16 protein-coding genes are annotated in these 18,124 nt (G+C 63.7%); 9 read left to right on the top strand and 7 right to left on the bottom strand.

Annotated elements, in window-relative coordinates; translation table 11 throughout:
* Nucleotides 1-47 precede the first annotated feature (47 nt).
* The 3 genes from RI103_RS01935 to RI103_RS01925 form a co-directional block, all read right to left on the bottom strand.
* Nucleotides 48-773 (bottom strand): DsbC family protein, encoded by a 726-nt coding sequence (locus tag RI103_RS01935; protein WP_310813766.1) that lies wholly within the window; start codon nucleotides 771-773, stop codon nucleotides 48-50.
* Between the two features lie 132 nt (nucleotides 774-905).
* Nucleotides 906-2,078, bottom strand: coding sequence for a UbiH/UbiF family hydroxylase (locus RI103_RS01930; RefSeq protein ID WP_310813765.1), 1,173 nt, complete (start codon nucleotides 2,076-2,078; stop codon nucleotides 906-908).
* Nucleotides 2,079-2,156: 78 nt separating this feature from the next.
* On the bottom strand, nucleotides 2,157-2,711 hold the full coding sequence (locus RI103_RS01925) for a hypothetical protein (protein WP_310813764.1): 555 nt from the start codon (nucleotides 2,709-2,711) through the stop codon (nucleotides 2,157-2,159).
* A 126-nt stretch (nucleotides 2,712-2,837) separates the two neighbouring features.
* Between RI103_RS01925 and ychF the strand changes: the two genes are divergently transcribed.
* On the top strand, nucleotides 2,838-3,932 hold the full coding sequence (gene ychF, locus RI103_RS01920) for a redox-regulated ATPase YchF (protein ID WP_310813763.1): 1,095 nt from the start codon (nucleotides 2,838-2,840) through the stop codon (nucleotides 3,930-3,932).
* Between the two features lie 109 nt (nucleotides 3,933-4,041).
* Here the strand turns inward: ychF and RI103_RS01915 are convergent, their stop codons facing one another.
* Nucleotides 4,042-5,016 carry a glycerophosphodiester phosphodiesterase family protein gene (locus RI103_RS01915; protein ID WP_310813762.1) on the bottom strand — a complete coding sequence of 325 codons (975 nt, stop codon included), beginning with the start codon at nucleotides 5,014-5,016 and terminating at the stop codon, nucleotides 4,042-4,044.
* Between the two features lie 307 nt (nucleotides 5,017-5,323).
* Between RI103_RS01915 and ugpB the strand changes: the two genes are divergently transcribed.
* The 6 genes from ugpB to RI103_RS01885 all read left to right on the top strand — a co-directional run bounded on the left by ugpB (nucleotide 5,324) and on the right by RI103_RS01885 (nucleotide 12,994).
* Nucleotides 5,324-6,649, top strand: coding sequence for a sn-glycerol-3-phosphate ABC transporter substrate-binding protein UgpB (gene ugpB, locus RI103_RS01910; protein ID WP_310813761.1), 1,326 nt, complete (start codon nucleotides 5,324-5,326; stop codon nucleotides 6,647-6,649).
* Between the two features lie 77 nt (nucleotides 6,650-6,726).
* Nucleotides 6,727-7,611 (top strand): sn-glycerol-3-phosphate ABC transporter permease UgpA, encoded by an 885-nt coding sequence (gene ugpA, locus RI103_RS01905; RefSeq protein ID WP_310813760.1) that lies wholly within the window; start codon nucleotides 6,727-6,729, stop codon nucleotides 7,609-7,611.
* The gene (ugpE, locus tag RI103_RS01900; RefSeq protein ID WP_007180267.1) at nucleotides 7,608-8,453 is read left to right on the top strand and encodes a sn-glycerol-3-phosphate ABC transporter permease UgpE; all 846 of its coding nucleotides are present in this window, start codon (nucleotides 7,608-7,610) and stop codon (nucleotides 8,451-8,453) included. Before ugpA ends, ugpE begins: the two co-directional genes overlap by 4 nt.
* Nucleotides 8,454-8,541: 88 nt before the next feature.
* A complete protein-coding gene (locus RI103_RS01895) occupies nucleotides 8,542-9,630 on the top strand; it encodes a sn-glycerol-3-phosphate import ATP-binding protein UgpC (RefSeq protein ID WP_310813759.1) in 1,089 nt (362 codons plus the stop codon).
* A 291-nt stretch (nucleotides 9,631-9,921) separates the two neighbouring features.
* Entirely contained in the window at nucleotides 9,922-11,589 is a 1,668-nt protein-coding gene (ettA, locus tag RI103_RS01890) for an energy-dependent translational throttle protein EttA (RefSeq protein ID WP_310813758.1), read from the top strand.
* 283 nt (nucleotides 11,590-11,872) lie between these two features.
* Nucleotides 11,873-12,994: a DUF748 domain-containing protein gene (locus RI103_RS01885; protein WP_310813757.1), complete on the top strand. Its 1,122-nt coding sequence runs from the start codon at nucleotides 11,873-11,875 to the stop codon at nucleotides 12,992-12,994.
* 40 nt (nucleotides 12,995-13,034) lie between these two features.
* Here RI103_RS01885 and RI103_RS01880 read toward each other — a convergent pair whose 3' ends face one another.
* Genes RI103_RS01880 through RI103_RS01870 form a run of 3 tightly spaced genes read right to left on the bottom strand, consistent with a single transcriptional unit; the run spans nucleotide 13,035 to nucleotide 15,778 of the window.
* Nucleotides 13,035-13,658 (bottom strand): HAD family phosphatase, encoded by a 624-nt coding sequence (locus RI103_RS01880; protein ID WP_310813756.1) that lies wholly within the window; start codon nucleotides 13,656-13,658, stop codon nucleotides 13,035-13,037.
* A gap of 31 nt (nucleotides 13,659-13,689) precedes the next feature.
* Entirely contained in the window at nucleotides 13,690-15,504 is a 1,815-nt protein-coding gene (locus RI103_RS01875) for an aminopeptidase P family protein (protein ID WP_310813755.1), read from the bottom strand.
* Between the two features lie 19 nt (nucleotides 15,505-15,523).
* Entirely contained in the window at nucleotides 15,524-15,778 is a 255-nt protein-coding gene (locus RI103_RS01870; RefSeq protein WP_310813754.1) for a hypothetical protein, read from the bottom strand.
* Between the two features lie 202 nt (nucleotides 15,779-15,980).
* Here RI103_RS01870 and RI103_RS01865 point away from each other — a divergent pair, with 202 nt between their 5' ends.
* The gene (locus tag RI103_RS01865) at nucleotides 15,981-16,691 is read left to right on the top strand and encodes a response regulator transcription factor (protein ID WP_310813753.1); all 711 of its coding nucleotides are present in this window, start codon (nucleotides 15,981-15,983) and stop codon (nucleotides 16,689-16,691) included.
* Nucleotides 16,692-16,755: 64 nt separating this feature from the next.
* On the top strand, nucleotides 16,756-18,042 hold the full coding sequence (gene hemA, locus RI103_RS01860; RefSeq protein ID WP_310813752.1) for a glutamyl-tRNA reductase: 1,287 nt from the start codon (nucleotides 16,756-16,758) through the stop codon (nucleotides 18,040-18,042).
* Nucleotides 18,043-18,124: the final 82 nt, after the last annotated feature.

The raw sequence follows: 18,124 nt of genomic DNA, 5'->3' as shown, positions 1-18,124 counted from the left end.
AAAGGAGGCGCACGTCGCGCCTCCTTTGCTTGATTTGTTGCGCGTGCTCAGTGCACCGCGGACATTTCTTTGTCCAGCCGGTCAGCCGGCACGGCGCCCGGCAAACGGCGGCCGTCGGCGAGAAATACCGTGGGCGTGCCGTCGACGTTCATGGCGTGGCCGAGCGCCAGGTTCTTGTCGATCGCGGCGGTGTCGCAGGTGCCGGCGGCGGTGGGTGCCTGATGATCCTGCATCCACGATTCCCAGGCCTTGGCCCGATCTGTCGAGCACCAGATCGACTTCGACTTTGCAGTCGAATCCGGCGACAGCACCGGGTACAGGAAGGTGTAGACGGTCACGTTGTCGATCGACTTGAGCGACGTTTCGAGCTGCTTGCAGTACGGGCAGTTCGGATCGGAGAATACGGCGATCTTGCGCGCGCCGTTGCCCTTCACGACCTTCACCGCATTCGCGAACGGCAGGCTCGCGAAATCGATACGGTTGGTTTCCGCCAGGCGCGCTTCGGTCAGATTCTTGCGGGTCTTGGCGTCGACCATGTCGCCGAGCAGCAGATAATCGCCGTTTGCGTCGCTATACACGATCTGCGCGCCGAGGTTCACTTCATACAGGCCGGCGATCGGCGACTTCGTCACGCTCTTGATCGTCACGTCGGCCAGACGTGTTTGTAGCGTGGCTTTGAGCTTGTCGGTGGCCTGGTCGGCCTGCGCGGAGCAGCCGATCGTAACGGCAGCGATGGCCAGCACGCCGGCCGCCATGCGGAAAGTTTTTTTCATGCTGAGTTCCTGGTTCAATCGCGCGCAATGCGCGCGCAGTGCTCGTTTCCTGACGTTTCCGGTCTGACCGGACCGGCGTCCCTCTGTTCATGATACCTGTGTCGCCGGCCGCGGCATGCCCGGCCGGGTGCTTTAACCCAGCGCGGCCGACACCAGCCAGCGCTTGATGAACGGCTGCGCGCCGACAAACGCCATGCCGGTGTTGCGCAACGCCTTGGCAAACGGACCCGGGACGGAGAAGAGTTTTTGCAGGCCGTCGGTCGCGATCATCAGCGCGCGGATATCTTCACGGCGAGCGCGTTCGTAGCGGCGCAGCAGCACCATGTCGCCGAGATCGCGGAACGACTCCTTGCCGGCGACGGTGTCGGCAAGCGCCGCGACGTCGCGCAACCCGAGGTTCATGCCCTGCCCGGCCAGCGGATGAATCAGGTGCGCGGCGTCGCCGACCAGCGCGACGCGCGGTGCCACCAGCCGGTCCACCGTTTGCAGCGCGAGCGGGAAACCTTGCGCGGGCGTCACGCAATCGAGCGCGCCGAACTGTCCGCCCGTCACGCGCTCCACTTCAGCGGCGAGTTGCGCCGGATCGAGCGCGACCAGTTGCGCGGCATGTTCGGTGCGCGCCGACCAGACCAGCGAGACGTGACCGTCCGGCATGGGCAGCAGTGCAATGATCTCGCCGTCCTTGAACCATTGGTACGCGGTTTCGCCGTGCGGCTTTTCGGCCTTGAAATTGGCGACCACGCCGGTTTGCCTGTAGTCGCGCCGGTCCATCTTCGAACCGATCTGGGCGCGCACCCACGAATGCGCGCCGTCCGCGCCGACCACCAGATCGGCGTCCAGCACATTGCCGTTGGCGAGGCCGACGCTGGCGCTATCCGCGGTGAAGTCGAGCGCCTGAGCGCGGGTGTCGATCCAGGTGAGATTCGGCTGGAAGCGTAGCGCCGCATCCAGCGCACGCTCAATCACCGACGACTCGACGATCCACGCCAGCTGCGGCACTGAAGCCTGGAACGCGGAGAAATGCAGTTCGGCGTGCGCGTCACCGTAGACGCGCATGTCGTAGACGGGCCCGAGCCGCGCCAGATCGAGCGCCTGCCAGACCCGCAAACGCTCCAGCAAAGCCTGTGAACTCGACGACAGCGCGTAGACCCGCGAGTCGAAGGCAGCGCCGGCAGGCAGTGCCGCGCAGGGTTGCGCGAGCAGCGCCACGCGCAGTCCGCCTTGTGTCAGCGCGAGCGCCGCGGTCTTGCCGACGAGCCCGCCGCCGATCACGGCGGCATCAAAGGTCTGGTGGTGTGCGTTCATCCGCGCATTATAGCCGCGGGGGTTGCGGGGGACGGATCGACGCGCGTGGCGTTTGAGCCCGCACAACCGCGCGCATGGTTACGGGTGACCGGCCGCCGCCAGCGCCGCGTTCGCCTCGCGCAGCCGCGTGAATTCGCGGTCGGAAGCCAGGAGCCGCCACGCGCTTGCCTCGAGGTTGCCCTTGCGTTCCCACTGGTCGCCGCGCACGGCGCAGTCCGGGAAAATGCGGTCGTACACACGCCACAGTGAATTGAAGTCGTTGGCATCGGCGAATTGCGCGATCTGCTTTTTGTCGTCCTGCGTTAGGTGGCTTGAGAGGCAGTTGACCGTCTGCCGGTCCGAGTTCGCCTGAGCTTCGTCGAAGTTCGGCGACACCCATGACACGATCGCGCTGCCCAGCGCGACGACAACCACTCCTGTGACGACCCATCGTGCTGTTCGCATTTTTTCCCCGGAATTGGGCTCTAATGGCCCTGAACCGGCGATTCTACGCGCGTTCGAGAAAAACTTACCTGGACACCGCCATCGCGGATCGAGCGACGAGCGCCGCATTCCCGCCACCGCGTCGGTGAGCCGATGCGAACGGGTTACAATTGCGCTTTCCGTGAAAACTCGCACCCGGTCGTCGAGCAACGCCCCGATCCGGTGTCTTGTCCCGCTCCGCTGCATTGATCCGCCACGCTACACGCGAAGGCTTCTCGAATCCTGCACACAGCGTCGAGCGCATCACGCAACTTACTGAATCACTGAAGGATTTCCATGAGCCTCAAATGCGGCATCGTCGGCCTGCCTAACGTCGGCAAGTCCACCCTGTTCAATGCGCTGACCAAGGCGGGCATCGCCGCCGAAAACTATCCGTTCTGCACGATCGAGCCGAACGTCGGCATCGTCGAAGTGCCGGACGCGCGTCTGAAGGCGCTCGCCGAAATCGTCAAGCCGGAGCGCATCCTGCCGGCCGTGGTGGAATTCGTCGACATCGCCGGTCTGGTGGCCGGTGCGAGCAAGGGCGAGGGTCTGGGCAACCAGTTTCTCGCCAACATCCGCGAAACCGACGCGATCACGCACGTAGTGCGCTGCTTCGAAGACGAGAACGTGATTCACGTCGCGAACAAGATCGATCCGCTGTCGGATATCGAAGTGATCAACACCGAACTGGCGCTGGCCGACCTCGCGACCGTCGAAAAGGCGCTGGCGCGCTATTCGAAGGCCGCCAAGTCGGGTAACGACAAGGAAGCCATCAAGAACGCGGCCGTGCTGGAAAAGGTGCGCGCGCAACTCGACCAGGCCAAGCCGGTCCGCGCGCTCGACCTCACGGACGAAGAAAAGGCCACGCTCAAACCGTTCTGCCTGATCACCGCCAAGCCGACCATGTACGTGGCCAATGTGAAGGAAGACGGCTTCGCGAACAACCCGCATCTGGACGCGGTCGCGAAGTTCGCGGCGGCGGAAAATGCGCCGGTCGTCGCCGTGTGCGCCGCGATCGAAGCGGAAATCGCCGACCTCGACGAAGCCGACATGGAAGTGTTCCTCGCCGACATGGGCATGGAAGAGCCGGGCCTGAACCGCGTGATCCGCGCCGGCTTCAAGTTGCTGGGCCTGCAGACCTACTTCACGGCTGGCGTGAAGGAAGTGCGCGCGTGGACGATCCATGTAGGCGATACAGCGCCGCAGGCCGCGGGCGCGATTCATACGGACTTCGAGCGCGGCTTCATTCGCGCGCAGACGATCGCGTTCAATGACTACATCACCTATAAGGGTGAGCAAGGCGCGAAGGAAGCCGGCAAGATGCGCGCGGAAGGCAAGGAATACGTCGTGCATGATGGCGACGTGATGAACTTCCTGTTCAACGTCTGAGTTTCAGCTTCTGCTTCGGCGTGAGGTGGCCACGGGTGAAAACCTGAGCGTTGCCACCCGCAGCAAGTGACTTCAAAAGAGCCTGCTCCTCAAAGCGGGCTCTTTTGCTTTACTGGCCGCCAGTTGTTCCGGAGCGCGTGCAACGCAGCGGCAACGCGATTCCGTTACGGATAGCAGCCATCTTGGCCGGCGAATCCGCGAGTACCGCATCGATACCGAGGCACGCAGCCGTGCGGTAATCATCCGCATCGTTCACGGCAATCGCGACGATTTGCACGTCCGGCTTCTGCCGGAAGCACGCGACGGCTGCGGGCGTCCACAGCGTAGCCTGCACATCCGACCGCCCTTCTCCCAGCGTGAACTTCTCGACCACCGTCAGCGCACGATGCAACTCGAACGCGGCCATGGCATGTTCAGCCGGCGCGTCCACGCAGCCCTGATTCAACAAGACCCGCACTAACCGCCCGCGCGTCGCATCGCGCGATTCGAACAGCCTGGCTTGCGGATAGGCGGCAAAGCTCCGCTGATAATCCGCTTCGGTCGAATAGATCGACACGCGCTGCCACGCGTTTTCGTCATCGAGCACGCGCGCGACGGCATGCGTCTGTGGCCCGGCAGGCAACGCCTTCATGTCGAGGATGACCGGCATCCCCGCAGGCATGGCGCGCAGCGCTTCGCGCAGTGTCGGAATGGCCGCCGGGTGCTCTCGATACGGATACGTCTCTGCGCGGCGGAAATTCCACCCGGCATTCACGCGTGCGAGTTCCGCCGCGGTAAAAGCGGACACCGGCCCTTTCGCGTCGGTCAATGCCGACAGATCCGCCGGCCGATACAAGACCGGCACGCCGTCCTGGCTCAACTGCACGGTGAGCCAGATCGCGTCGGCGTGATGTTCGATCGACAGGCGGATCGCTTCGAGCGTGTTTTCGGGCGCATCGCCAGTACCGCCGCGATGCGCGATGATCGCTGGCAACGAGCTCACCTGTGTGACGGCATCGTCCGTCTTTACGGTTGCGAGCGAACACCCTGCCAACGCAAGCGCCGCGATCAAACTGCTCGCCGCCAATCGTACTGAACCCAGCATCTGCAATCCTGATTAATGTGCACCGTGACGTAACGTACAGGAGTCGACCAGCACAACTCAAACCGGCATTCATCATGCCCTTCTACAAACAGCCGCGTCTAGCCGGCGAGCTTCGGCTTTGCCTTCGCGCAAACGTTTGCCCTCCGACCCCGACTGTTTCCGTTTTATAACGCCAGTGTTAAATTGCGGCATTCGGCGCCCGTCAAAAATAATGCACGCCGGGCGGCCACCGTCGCCGGACTGTCATCGAACACAAATAGAATCGCGCGATTCGCTTCCACGCCCATTCCAATCAGGAGAAAAATCGATGAGTTTGAAGCCGCTAGTCCGTTCGCTTTCCGTTGCCGCCGTATTGAGCGTCGGCCTCAGCCAGGCGGCCCACGCCGCGACTGAAATCCAGTTCTGGCATGGCATGGAAGCCGCGCTGGGCGAACGGCTGAACGACATCGCCAACGCGTTCAACGCGTCGCAAAGCGACTACAAGATCGTGCCGGTCTTCAAAGGCACCTACGACCAGACTCTCGCTGCCGGCATCGCCGCGTATCGCAGCGGCAACGCGCCGGCCATCCTGCAAGTCTACGAAGTCGGCACCGCCACGATGATGCAGGCGAAGAAGGCCGTCATCCCGGTCTCGGAAGTGTTCAAGCAAGCCGGCGTGCCGCTCGATGAAAAGGCATTCGTGCCGACCATCGCCAGCTATTACAGCGACGCCAAGACCGGCGAGCTGATTTCGATGCCGTTCAATAGCTCGACGCCGGTGCTCTACTACAACAAGGACGCCTTCAAGAAAGCCGGCCTCGACCCGAACCAGCCGCCGAAAACCTGGGCTGAACTGCAGACCGACGCGCAGAAGCTGAAGGCGTCGGGCATGGCGTGCGGCTATTCGTCGGGCTGGCAAAGCTGGATTCAACTCGAGAACTACAGCGCCTGGCACGGCGCGCCGTTCGCGTCGAAGAACAATGGCTTCGACGGCCCGGATGCGCAACTGGAATTCAGCAAGCCGCTGCAGGTCGCGCATATCCAGTTCCTGCAGAACATGCAGAAGGATGGCACCTTCACGTACGTCGGCCGCAAGGACGAACCGGTGTCGAAGTTTTATAGCGGCGACTGCGGGATCATCACCAACTCGTCGGGCTCGCTTGCCACGATCAAGAAGTACGCGAAGTTCAACTTCGGCACCGGCATGATGCCGTACGACGCGAGCGTAAAGGGCGCGCCGCAGAACGCGATCATCGGCGGCGCGAGCCTGTGGGTGCTGTCGGGCAAGGATCCGGCGGTCTACAAGGGTGTGGCGAAATTCCTCTCGTATCTGTCGTCGGCGCCGGTCGCCGCCAAGTGGCATCAGGACACCGGCTATCTGCCGGTCACTACCGCCGCGTATCAACTGACGCAGCAGCAAGGCTTCTACGAAAAGAATCCGGGCAGCGACACCGCCATCAAGCAGATGCTCAACAAGCCGCCGCTGCCTTACACCAAGGGCTTGCGTCTGGGCAACATGCCGCAGATCCGCACCGTCATCGACGAAGAACTCGAACAGGTCTGGGCACAGAAGAAAACGCCGCAACAGGCGCTCGACGCCTCCGTGTCGCGTGGCGATGAACTGCTGCGCCGCTTCGAGAAAGCCGGCAACTAAGCGGGCAACTGCGCTGGCAGGGTTTCGGTGCGCCCGCACCGAAACCCGTGCTTGCAGCAGAACCTTGGGAATCGTCAATGGAAAAGCGCTCCAGCTTCGGCACCAGCCTGCTGCCCTACCTGCTCGTCGCGCCGCAACTCGCGATCACGCTGCTGTTCTTTCTGTGGCCGGCCGGTGAGGCGCTCTGGCAATCCACGCAAAGTCAGGATGCGTTCGGCACCTCGAGCGAGTTCGTCGGGCTCGCCAACTTCAAGCAGCTTTTCATCGACCCGCTGTACCTGTCGTCGTTCTATACGACGCTGATCTTCTGCGCGCTGGTCACGGTGTCGGGGCTCGTGATCTCGCTGCTGCTCGCGGTCTGCGCGGATCGCGTGACGCGCGGCGCCAAGACTTATCAAACGTTGCTGATCTGGCCGTACGCGGTCGCGCCCGCGATCGCCGCCGTGTTGTGGTCGTTCCTGTTCAACCCGAGCATCGGCCTCGTCACCTATGCCCTGGCCAAGTACGGCATTGTGTGGAATCACGCGCTGAACGCGGGCCAGGCAATGTTCCTCGTGGTGCTCGCGTCCGTCTGGAAGCAGGTCAGCTATAACTTCCTGTTCTTCTATGCGGGTCTGCAGGCGATTCCGCGCTCGCTCATCGAAGCGGCGGCTATCGACGGCGCCGGTCCGGTGCGGCGCTTTTTCGGCATCGCCCTGCCGCTGCTGTCGCCGACCAGTTTCTTCCTGCTGGTAATCAACATCACCTACGCATTCTTCGACACCTTCCCGGTGATCGACGCTGCCACCGGCGGCGGTCCCGCGCAAGCCACCCGCACGCTGATCTACAAAATCTTCGCCGAAGGGTTCCAGGGGCTCGACATCGGCAGCTCGGGTGCGCAGTCGGTGATCCTGATGGTGATCGTCGTCGCGTTGACGGTCGTGCAATTCCGCTTCATCGAACGCAGGGTTCAATACTCATGATCGAGAACCGCCGCGGTTTCGACCTCTTCTGCCATGCGGTGCTGATTCTCGGCGTCGTGCTGGTGGTGTTTCCGGTGTACGTCGCGTTCTGCGCGGCGACCATGAGCGAGCACGAAGTGTTCAGCGTGCCGCTCTCGCTGGTGCCGAGCACGCATCTATTCGAGAACATCGCGACCGTCTGGTCGCAAGGCAGCGGCAACGCGGCGGCGCCGTTCGGCCGCATGCTGTTCAACAGCCTCGTGATGGCGCTGGTGATTTCGATCGGCAAGATCGCGGTCTCGATGATCTCCGCGTACGCGATCGTGTTCTTCCGTTTTCCGTTTCGCAACCTCGCGTTCTGGCTGATCTTCATCACGTTGATGCTGCCGGTCGAAGTGCGGATCTTTCCGACTGTGCAGGTCGTGTCGTCGATGCATTTGAGCAATACGTACAGCGGTTTGACGTTGCCGCTGATCGCCTCGGCCACCGCGACGTTCCTGTTCCGCCAGTTCTTCATGACGCTGCCGGACGAATTGATGGAAGCGGCGCGCATCGACGGCGCCGGCGCTATGCGCTTCTTCTGGGACGTGGTCCTGCCGCTGTCGAAGACGAACATGGCCGCGCTCTTCGTGATCACTTTCATCTACGGCTGGAATCAGTACCTGTGGCCGATTCTGATCACGAGCCAGCAGTCGCTGACCACCGCCGTGGTCGGCATCAAAAGCATGATCGCGTCGGGCGATACCGCGACCGAATGGCATCTGGTGATGACCGCGACACTGCTCGCGATGCTCCCGCCGCTCGCGGTCGTGCTGACGATGCAGCGCTGGTTCGTGCGCGGACTGGTGGATGCGGAGAAGTAAGCTGCACCGCTTGAGCGAGCTCTTTCCCGGTATCGAAAAATAGACAACACCGCGCGATCCGCGGCACGCAACGAAAGGCTAAAACGGCATGGCTGCACTGACTCTGCAAGGCGTTAAAAAAACCTACGACGGCAAACAGTTCGTGTTGCATGGCATCGACGTGGACGTCGCGGACGGCGAGTTCGTCGTGATGGTCGGCCCGTCCGGATGCGGCAAATCGACCTTGCTGCGGATGGTGGCGGGGCTCGAGCGCATCTCCGAAGGCAACATTTCGATTGCCGGCAAAGTGGTCAATCAACTGGAGCCGAAGGATCGCAACATCGCGATGGTGTTCCAGAACTACGCGCTCTATCCGCACATGAGCGTGGCTGAGAACATGGGCTACGCGCTGAAGATCGCGGGCGTCGAGCGCGCGCAGATCGCGAAGCGCGTGCAGGGCGCCGCGCAGATTCTCGAACTCGAAGCGCTGCTGCAACGCAAGCCGCGCGAGTTGTCCGGCGGCCAACGGCAACGTGTCGCGATGGGCCGCGCGATCGTGCGCGAGCCGGCCGTGTTTCTGTTCGACGAACCGCTGTCGAATCTCGACGCGCGCCTGCGCGTGCAGATGCGGCTGGAAATCCAGCGCCTGCATGCGCGGCTCGCTACGACGAGTCTGTACGTGACGCACGATCAGATCGAAGCGATGACGTTGGCCCAGCGCGTGATCGTGATGAACAAGGGCCACGCCGAACAGATCGGCGCGCCGACCGAGGTTTATGAACGGCCCGCCACGGTGTTCGTCGCGAGCTTCATCGGCTCCCCGGGGATGAATCTGCTGGAAGGCCGCGTGTCGGACGACGGCTCCGCTTTCGAAGTAGCCGGCAACGGTCCGAAACTGCCGCTGACGGGCGTGGCGTCGATCGGCCAGGAAGTCGCCAAAGGACGCGAGTGGACGCTCGGCATTCGTCCGGAACACATGAGTCCCGGCCAAGCGGATGCACCTCACGCAACCCTCACCGTCGATTCCTGCGAACTGCTCGGCGCGGACAATCTCGCGCACGGCCGCTGGGGCAAGCACGACGTGACGGTGCGTTTGCCGCACGCGCATCGGCCCGCAGCAGGCGAAGCGCTGCAAGTGGCGCTGCCCGCGCGGCATCTGCATTTCTTCGATCCGGCGAGCGGACGGCGCGCGAATTAACGCCTGGCAAAACGCCGGCACGGGTTCGCGGCACGGCGGTGTGGCCGATTGGCGCTGAGCATCCAAGCGCTTGCTGGCCGAACGGACACCCACTGCCGTCCCGCGCCTGCGCCGAAGTACAATGCCACCTGAACCACCCGCCCGCGCGCGGGGCGTCGCGCAGTTCGACGCCGCGCTCGAAGCCGCGCCGGCCGGCGCCAGGCGCTCCGCCCGGCCCTAACACCGATTACCCATCCACCCACGACCGCCCGCCCCCACGCGGCCGGCGTCGTCAACGTCTATTGCAAGCAAATGGCCCAATACGTCTTCACCATGAACCGGGTCGGCAAGATCGTGCCGCCCAAGCGTCAAATCCTGAAAGACATCTCGCTGTCGTTTTTCCCCGGCGCGAAGATCGGCCTGCTCGGCCTGAACGGCTCGGGCAAGTCGACGCTGATCCGCATCATGGCCGGTGTGGACAAGGACATCGAGGGCGAAGCCACGCCGATGCCGAACCTGAACATTGGCTATCTGCCGCAGGAACCGCAGCTCGATCCGAACAAGACGGTGCGTGAAGCGGTCGAGGAAGGTCTCGGCGACGTGTTCAACGCGCAAAAGAAGCTCGACGAAATCTACGCGGCCTACGCCGAGCCGGACGCCGACTTCGACGCGCTCGCCGCCGAACAGGCAAAGTACGAAGCGATCCTCGCCACGTCCGATGGCGGCAACGCGGAACAGCAGATCGAAATCGCCGCCGACGCGCTGCGCCTGCCGGCCTGGGACGCGAAGATCGAACATCTGTCGGGCGGCGAAAAGCGCCGCGTCGCGCTGTGCAAGCTGTTGCTCGAAAAGCCGGACATGCTGCTGCTCGACGAGCCGACCAACCACCTGGACGCGGAATCGGTCGACTGGCTCGAACAGTTCCTGACGCGTTTCCCGGGCACCGTCGTCGCCGTGACCCACGATCGCTACTTCCTCGATAACGCCGCCGAATGGATTCTCGAACTCGACCGCGGCCACGGCATTCCGTGGAAGGGCAACTACAGCAGCTGGCTCGATCAGAAGGAAGAGCGCCTGAAGCAGGAAGAATCGTCGGAGTCGGCGCGTCAGAAGGCCATCAAGAAGGAACTGGAGTGGGTGCGCCAGAATCCGAAGGGCCGCCAGGCGAAGTCGAAGGCGCGTATCGCGCGCTTCGAGGAACTAAACAGCCAGGACTACCAGAAGCGCAACGAAACGCAGGAAATCTTCATTCCGGTCGGCGACCGCCTCGGCAATGAAGTGATCGAGTTCAAGAACGTCAGCAAGTCGTATGGCGACCGTCTGCTGCTCGACAACGTCAGCTTCAAGATTCCGGCGGGCGCGATCGTCGGCATCATCGGGCCGAACGGCGCGGGTAAGTCGACGCTGTTCCGTATGCTGACCGGCCGCGAACAACCGGATTCGGGTGAAATCGTGCAAGGCCCGACCGTCAAGCTCGCTTATGTGGACCAGAGCCGCGACGCGCTGGACGGCTCGAAGAGCGTGTTCGAGGAGATCTCCGGCGGCGCCGACGTGCTGACGGTCGGCAAGTACGAAACGCCGTCGCGCGCGTATATCGGCCGCTTCAACTTCAAAGGCGGCGACCAGCAAAAGGTGGTCGGCAACCTGTCGGGCGGTGAACGCGGCCGGCTGCATCTGGCCAAGACGCTGATCGCGGGCGGCAACGTGCTGCTGCTGGACGAACCGTCGAACGACCTCGACGTCGAAACGCTGCGCGCGCTCGAAGACGCCTTGCTCGAGTTCGCCGGCTCGGTGCTGGTGATCTCGCACGATCGCTGGTTCCTCGACCGCATCGCCACGCACATCCTCGCGTTCGAAGGCGATTCGCAAATCACGTTCTTCGACGGCAACTACCAGGAATACGAAGCGGACAAGCGCGCGCGTCTGGGTGAAGAAGGTGCACGTCCGAAGCGTCTGCGTTACAAGCCGATCACGCGATAAGCCTGGGCCGGGCGGCCTGCGCATCGGCTGGGATGACGCGCGGGCTGGCTCGACAGGGCGCTTTTCGGAGGGGGCGAGCGAGGTGTGTGCCGCGAACGGCTCGCGTCGGCGCTATGAGCGGTAGGGCACACGCATTGCGTGCCACGGCGTGATACACGTCATCGCGGCGAGACGCGTACGCTCCGCGTTCCGCCCGGACGAACACCTCTAAGCGCGCCCACCCGGTGAGCGCACTAGTCGATCACTGCCACACCGCGCGCCACGCGGTGGCGAGGAGGCAAGCATGGCGATGTCGAAGGGCAAGCACTGGGCCCTCGCCGTGGGCGGCGTGCTGCTGGTGCTGATCGTCGTCGTGGTCGGCGCCTTGCAGTACGTGCAACGCGAGGTCAAGGAGCGCGTAATCGCGGCACTTGGTCCCTTGGGGAGCGCCCAAACCATCGACGTCGGCCTCACCTCGGTTCATCTCACCAACGTTCTTCTCAAAGCGCCGCCCGGCTGGCCGGCCGGCGATCCGCTCCGAGCGGACGAAATCACACTCACACCCGACATTCGCGATCTGATCGCACGGCGCATGCATATCCGCAACGTGGTGGTGCGCGGCTTCGACATCGCCGTGCTGCGCACGAAGGACGGCGCGATTCGTTTGATGCCGAATCTGCGCGAAGCGGTGAACCGGTCCGACAACGAAGGCAGCGGCGCGGCGCTGTCCATTCCCCGCGAAAAACAGGTCGATCACATCAGCTTCCAGCAGGGCAACTTTCACTTCTACGACATGACGGTCGGGCCGCCGCCGTTCAAAGTGACAGTCACCGATGCCAACGCGACCGTCGACAATCTGCACCTGCCCGCCCTCACTGACCCGACCAACGTCAATGTGACGGGCTCGATCAAAGGCCCGGCGCACACGGGCACGGTGTCGTTCGCCGGCTGGATCAAGGTCGCCAGCAAGGATTCGCAGACCACCAGCAAACTGCGCGGCGTCGACATCGTGACGCTCGACCCGTACCTGATCAAGAAGGCTGGCGCCAAGGCGCAAGTGACGGGCGGCACGATCGACCTGACGATCGACTCGACGGTAAGCAACTATCAGCTGCACGCCCCCGGCACGCTGACGGTCCACAATCTGCAACTCGCCGACACCGGCAACCCGCTCGACACCTTCATGTCGATTCCGACCAAGGCAGCCGTCGCCGCGCTCAAGTCGCATAACGGCGACATCACGTTGCATTTCGTGCTGGATGGGAATTTGCGCGACCCGAAATTCTCCGTGCAGGAAGGTCTGATGAAGCGCATCGGCACCGGCTTTGCAAAGGCGCTCGGCGTGAGCGTCGAGGACGTCGCAAAGGGCGCGGGGGAAACAGTGAAAGGCTTGGGTAACGCGTTGAAAAATCTGCTTGGTCAGTAGGTCGGGGCAAACTCGCTATGTCTTTAAAACCGCATCAGCCTTAAACCGGCAGCCCCAACTCGCGCAGTTTCGCTGCGGTTTGCGCGGCGCTGGTGTGGTGCACGCCGTGCCAGCCGAGCGCCGTCGCGGCCTCGGCGTTCTTCACGTTGTCGTCGATGAAGACGAGCTCGCTGGGCTCGATGCCCGGCAATTGAGCCTCGATCCGTTCGCGCATGGCCGCGAAAATGGCCGGATCGGGTTTCACCAGCTTCACCCGCCCCGAGACGACGATGTCGCGAAACCGCCGCAGCACCGGGTAATGCTCCCACGCATACGGAAAGGTTTCCGCCGACCAATTCGTCAACCCGAAGAGCGGCACCTCGGCCGCTTCGAGCTTTTCCATGATTGCCACGCCTTCTTCCAGCACGCCAGCTACCATGTCGTGCCAGCGCTCATAGAACGCGCGGATCAGCGCTTCGTGATCGGGAAACTTCGCAACCAGTTCCTCGGTCGCCTCGACGATTGGCTGGCCGCCGTCTTGACGGATCACCCAGTCCATCGAGCAGACGTGAGTCAGAAACCAGCGGCGCTCGGTCTCGTCAGGAATCAGTTCCCGATACAGATACTCGGGGCTCCAGTCGATCAGCACGCCGCCGAAATCGAACACCACTGCCTTAATGGCCATGCACGCTCCGTAAGCAGATTCCTGATGGCGATCAGATGGGTTGCGTGCGCAACGCCAGCCACGCTTTGGCGTCGCCGGACAGATGCGGCGACAAGCGCGTGCGCACGGTCTCGTGATACGCGTTCAGCCACGCCCGTTCGTCCTCGCGCAGCAGCGACAGATCGAGGCAGCGCGTGTCGATCGGGCACAGCGTCAAGGTCTCGAACTTGAGGAAGTCGCCGAATTCGGTTTGACCAGCGGGCACGTTCAGCACGAGATTCTCGATCCGCACGCCCCATTTGCCCGGACGGTAAATGCCCGGTTCGACCGAGGTAATCATGCCTTCTTCCATCGCGGTCCACGGTTCGGCCGGCGCGTAGTGGGAGATCACCTGCGGACCTTCGTGCACGTTCAGGAAGTAGCCCACGCCGTGACCGGTGCCGTGACCGTAATCGGCGCCGGCTTCCCAGATCGGCGCGCGGGCGATCGCGTCGAGCATGGGCGAACGGATGCCGCGCGGGAACTGCGCGCGCGACAACGCCATGGTGCCCTTCAGCACGATCGTGAAATCGCGCCGCTGCGCTTCGCTGACCGTGCCGATCGGCACCACGCGCGTGATGTCGGTCGTGCCGCTCAGGTACTGCGCGCCCGAATCGATCAGCAGCAGGCCGTTGCCCTCGATCACCGAATGCGAATCTCCGGTGGCGCGGTAGTGCGGCATCGCGCCGTTCGCGTTGAAGCCGGCGATCGTCGCGAAGCTCAGCGACACGAAGCCCGGACGGCGCGCGCGAGCCGCCGTCAGACGTTCGTCGACGGTGAGCTCGGTGATCGTCTCGCGGCCCAGCGCGCCTTCGAACCAGGCGAAAAATTCCGCCAGCGCCGCGCCGTCCTGTTCCATCGTCTCGCGCACGTGTTCGGCTTCCGCCTCGGTCTTGCGCGACTTGAAGAAGGTGGACGGATTGACCGCCTCGACCACATTCACTGTCGACGGCACCGACTGCAGCGAGCCGAACGTGATGCGGCGCGGGTCGATCAGCAGCGTGCTGCCAGCGGGCAGCGCGGCCAGCGCGGCCGCCGCCTTCGCATACGGCTCGACGCTGATGTTGTCCTTGGCCAGCGCATCGGCCAACGCCTGCGGCACCTTGCCGTCGGCGACGAACAGCGACGCGTGGTCGACACCGATCAGCGCGTGCGCCACGAACACGGGGTTGTAGCTGACGTCAGCGCCGCGCAGATTCAGCAGCCACGCGAGGTCGTCGAGTGTGGAGATGAAGTGCCATTGCGCGCCCTTGTCCGCCATCGCGCGGCGAATCTGCGCGAGCTTGTCCGAACGCGCGACGCTCGCATGCGGCGCGGCGTGCTCGAACACGGCGGCCGCCGGCAGTGACGGACGCTGCGGCCAGATCGCGTCGAACAGATCGACGTCGGTGCGCAGCTGCACGCCGCGCGCGGTCAGCGCCTGGCTCAAGGCCCGCGCCGCCGCCACGCCGAGTACCGCGCCGTCCACGCCGACCGTGGCGCCGGCCGGCACGTTCTGAGCGAGCCATTCGAAATGCGGCGCGGTCTGCTGGCCGCCGGTCATCTTCATCAACTGAACGCCGGTGCCGGCCAGTTGCGCGTTGGCCTGTTCCCAATAGCGGCTGTCGGTCCAGACGCCGGCGAAGTCCGCGGTCACGACCAGCGTGCCGGCCGAGCCGGTGAAGCCGGACAGCCACTGCCGGCCTTGCCAGCGCCCCGGCAGATATTCGGACAGATGCGGGTCGGCGGACGGCACCAGGTAGGCGGCGACGCCTTCGCGCGCCATTGCGTCGCGCAAGGTGGCAAGCCGTTCGGGAATGGAGGAAGTTTCGGGGAGTCGGGCATTCATCGGAGTCACCTGCAAATATTCATCGACGGGAAAGCAAGCCGACCGTCACGGCGACGGCAATCAAAGCGACGGCGGTGCAAACCGGCCATTCGAGCGTATCACCGTCATGGAAGAGACCAATCACGTTGCCGGCCATGTGCGCGACGGCCGCGCCCAGCACGCCGGCCAGCAGCGCCACCCACCACCGTGCGCGGCTCGCGCGTCGCAGCGGATGTAACCACCAGCCCGCGAAGCCAATCGCCGCCCCCAACACTACAAGGCCGGGCCACCCCATTAACGGCTGGCCTCGCGCAGTTTCGGATTCGTCTCATAGGCGCAAGGGGCCAACACAGCTAGCATTTTTGTCTCATTAACTATAGAAGTTCAGCACGGCTTTCCGCATAGCGGTTGAGTTTAGGGGTCGGGGTGCTGTTAGGCAAGCTGTGAGCCTTACGGAAAAGCCTGGTCCCCGGTCATTGCCACGCTGAAAGCGCGTCATGCGAATCGCCCTAATCGAGCCGGATTTGCGGCATGCTGAACTGGTCGGCCGGCTGGTCTTCGCCGGCGGTCATCTGTGTCAGCACTTCACCGCGAGCGTGCCGTTTCTGTCGCGCGCCAACGAAGAATTCTTCGACCTTCTCATCACCGAAAGCTGGGCCGGCGACCACTCCGCCGAAGACGTCATCCCGCGCGCCCGCGCCATCCTGCCGGGCTTGCCGGTGATCGTGCTGATGTCGGCGCCGCGCGAAAGCCAGATTGTCGCCGCGCTGCACGCGGGCGCCGACGACTGCCTGACCAAACCGGTCCGCGGCCCGGAGATGCTGGCTCGCGTGGACGCGCTGCTGCGCCGCGCCGGCTTGCGGCGGCCGCCCAACCGGCGGCGCGACATCATCGGCGAATATGCCTTCGATGCGGCGCAATTTGCCGTCACATTCCGTAAGCAAACGGTCACGCTGACGCCGAAGGAGTTCCGCCTCGCGCTACTGCTGTTCAGCAATCTCTCGCGGCCGGTGTCTCGAGCGCATATTCTGGAAAACGTCTGGACGCGCCGCCGCGACGTGCGATCGCGCACGGTCGACACGCACGCATCGCGCGTGCGAAGCAAATTGCAGCTTCATCCTGAACATGGCTATTGCCTGACGCCGCTTTACGGCTACGGCTACCAACTCGACGCAATCCCGCCGGAAGCCGTTGTAAACGCGGAATAAGCTGCGCACAATGTGAAAATCTTGAAAACGCTATAATATTGGGCTGAACCATAGCTCCCCTCAAATGCAACTTCTAACGATCGGAATCAATCATCACACTGCGCCTGTCGCCCTGCGCGAACGCGTGGCGTTTCCGCTCGAACAGATCAAACCTGCATTGGATACCTTCAAGAGCATCTGGCTCGGCCCGTCGGCCCGCACAGCGCCGGAAGCAGCCATTCTCTCCACCTGCAATCGCACCGAACTCTACTGCGCGACCGACGACCAGGCCGCGCGCGAAGCCGCGATCCAGTGGCTGTCCAAGTACCACAACCTGCCCATCGACCAACTCGCGCCGCACGTTTATGCGCTGCCGCAGTCGGAGGCCGTGCGTCACGCGTTCCGCGTCGCGTCCGGGCTGGATTCGATGGTGCTGGGCGAGACGCAAATCGTCGGACAAATGAAGGATGCGGTGCGTACCGCGTCCGAAGCCGGCGCGCTCGGCACCTATTTGAACCAGTTGTTCCAGCGCACCTTCGCCGTGGCGAAGGAAGTGCGCACCACGACCGAAATCGGCGCGCAATCGGTTTCCATGGCGGCCGCCGCCGTGCGCCTCGCCCAGCGGATTTTCGACAAGGTGGCCAACCAGCGCGTGCTGTTCATCGGCGCGGGCGAAATGATCGAGCTGTGCGCCACGCACTTCGCGGCGCAGCAGCCAAAGGAACTCGTCGTCGCGAACCGCACGGCCGAGCGCGGCACGCGCCTCGCCGAGCGCTTCAACGGCCGGGCCATTCCGCTGTCGGAGCTGCCCTCGCGCATGCATGAGTTCGACATCATCGTGTCGTGCACCGCGTCCACCTTGCCGATCATCGGCTTGGGCGCGGTCGAGCGGGCGGTCAAAGCGCGCCGTCACCGGCCGATTTTCATGGTCGATCTGGCCGTGCCGCGCGATATCGAACCCGAAGTCGGCAAGCTCGAAGACGTGTTTTTGTACACCGTCGACGACCTCGGCGCGATCGTCCGCGAAGGCAACGCGTCGCGGCAAGCCGCGGTCGCGCAGGCCGAAGCGATCATCGAAACGCGCGTGCAGAATTTCATGCAGTGGCTGGACGCGCGCAGCATCGTGCCGGTGATCCGCCATATGCACACGCAAGCGGACGTGCTGCGCCGCGCCGAAGTCGAACGCGCGCAGAAAATGCTCGCGCGCGGCGACGATCCGGCTGCCGTGCTCGAAGCACTGTCGCAATCGCTCACCAATAAACTGATTCACGGTCCCACGCACGCGCTCAATCGCGCAAGCAGCGAGAACCGTGACACGCTCATCGAACTCATGAGCGGTTTCTACAAACACTCCGGTTCCTCGGAGCGTTAGCGGCGCAGCCGCCGCCGCGCTGTCCGGGCTATCCATCAGTGGCCCGCGACGTGCTTCTGACCAGGGCATCCGCCCACTCCCC

Origin of the sequence: Paraburkholderia sp. FT54, from assembly GCF_031585635.1 — a bacterium.
GTDB lineage: Bacteria > Pseudomonadota > Gammaproteobacteria > Burkholderiales > Burkholderiaceae > Paraburkholderia.
The sequence above is the reverse complement of the archived record's forward strand: the minus strand, read 5'-3'. Positions and strand labels throughout refer to the sequence as shown.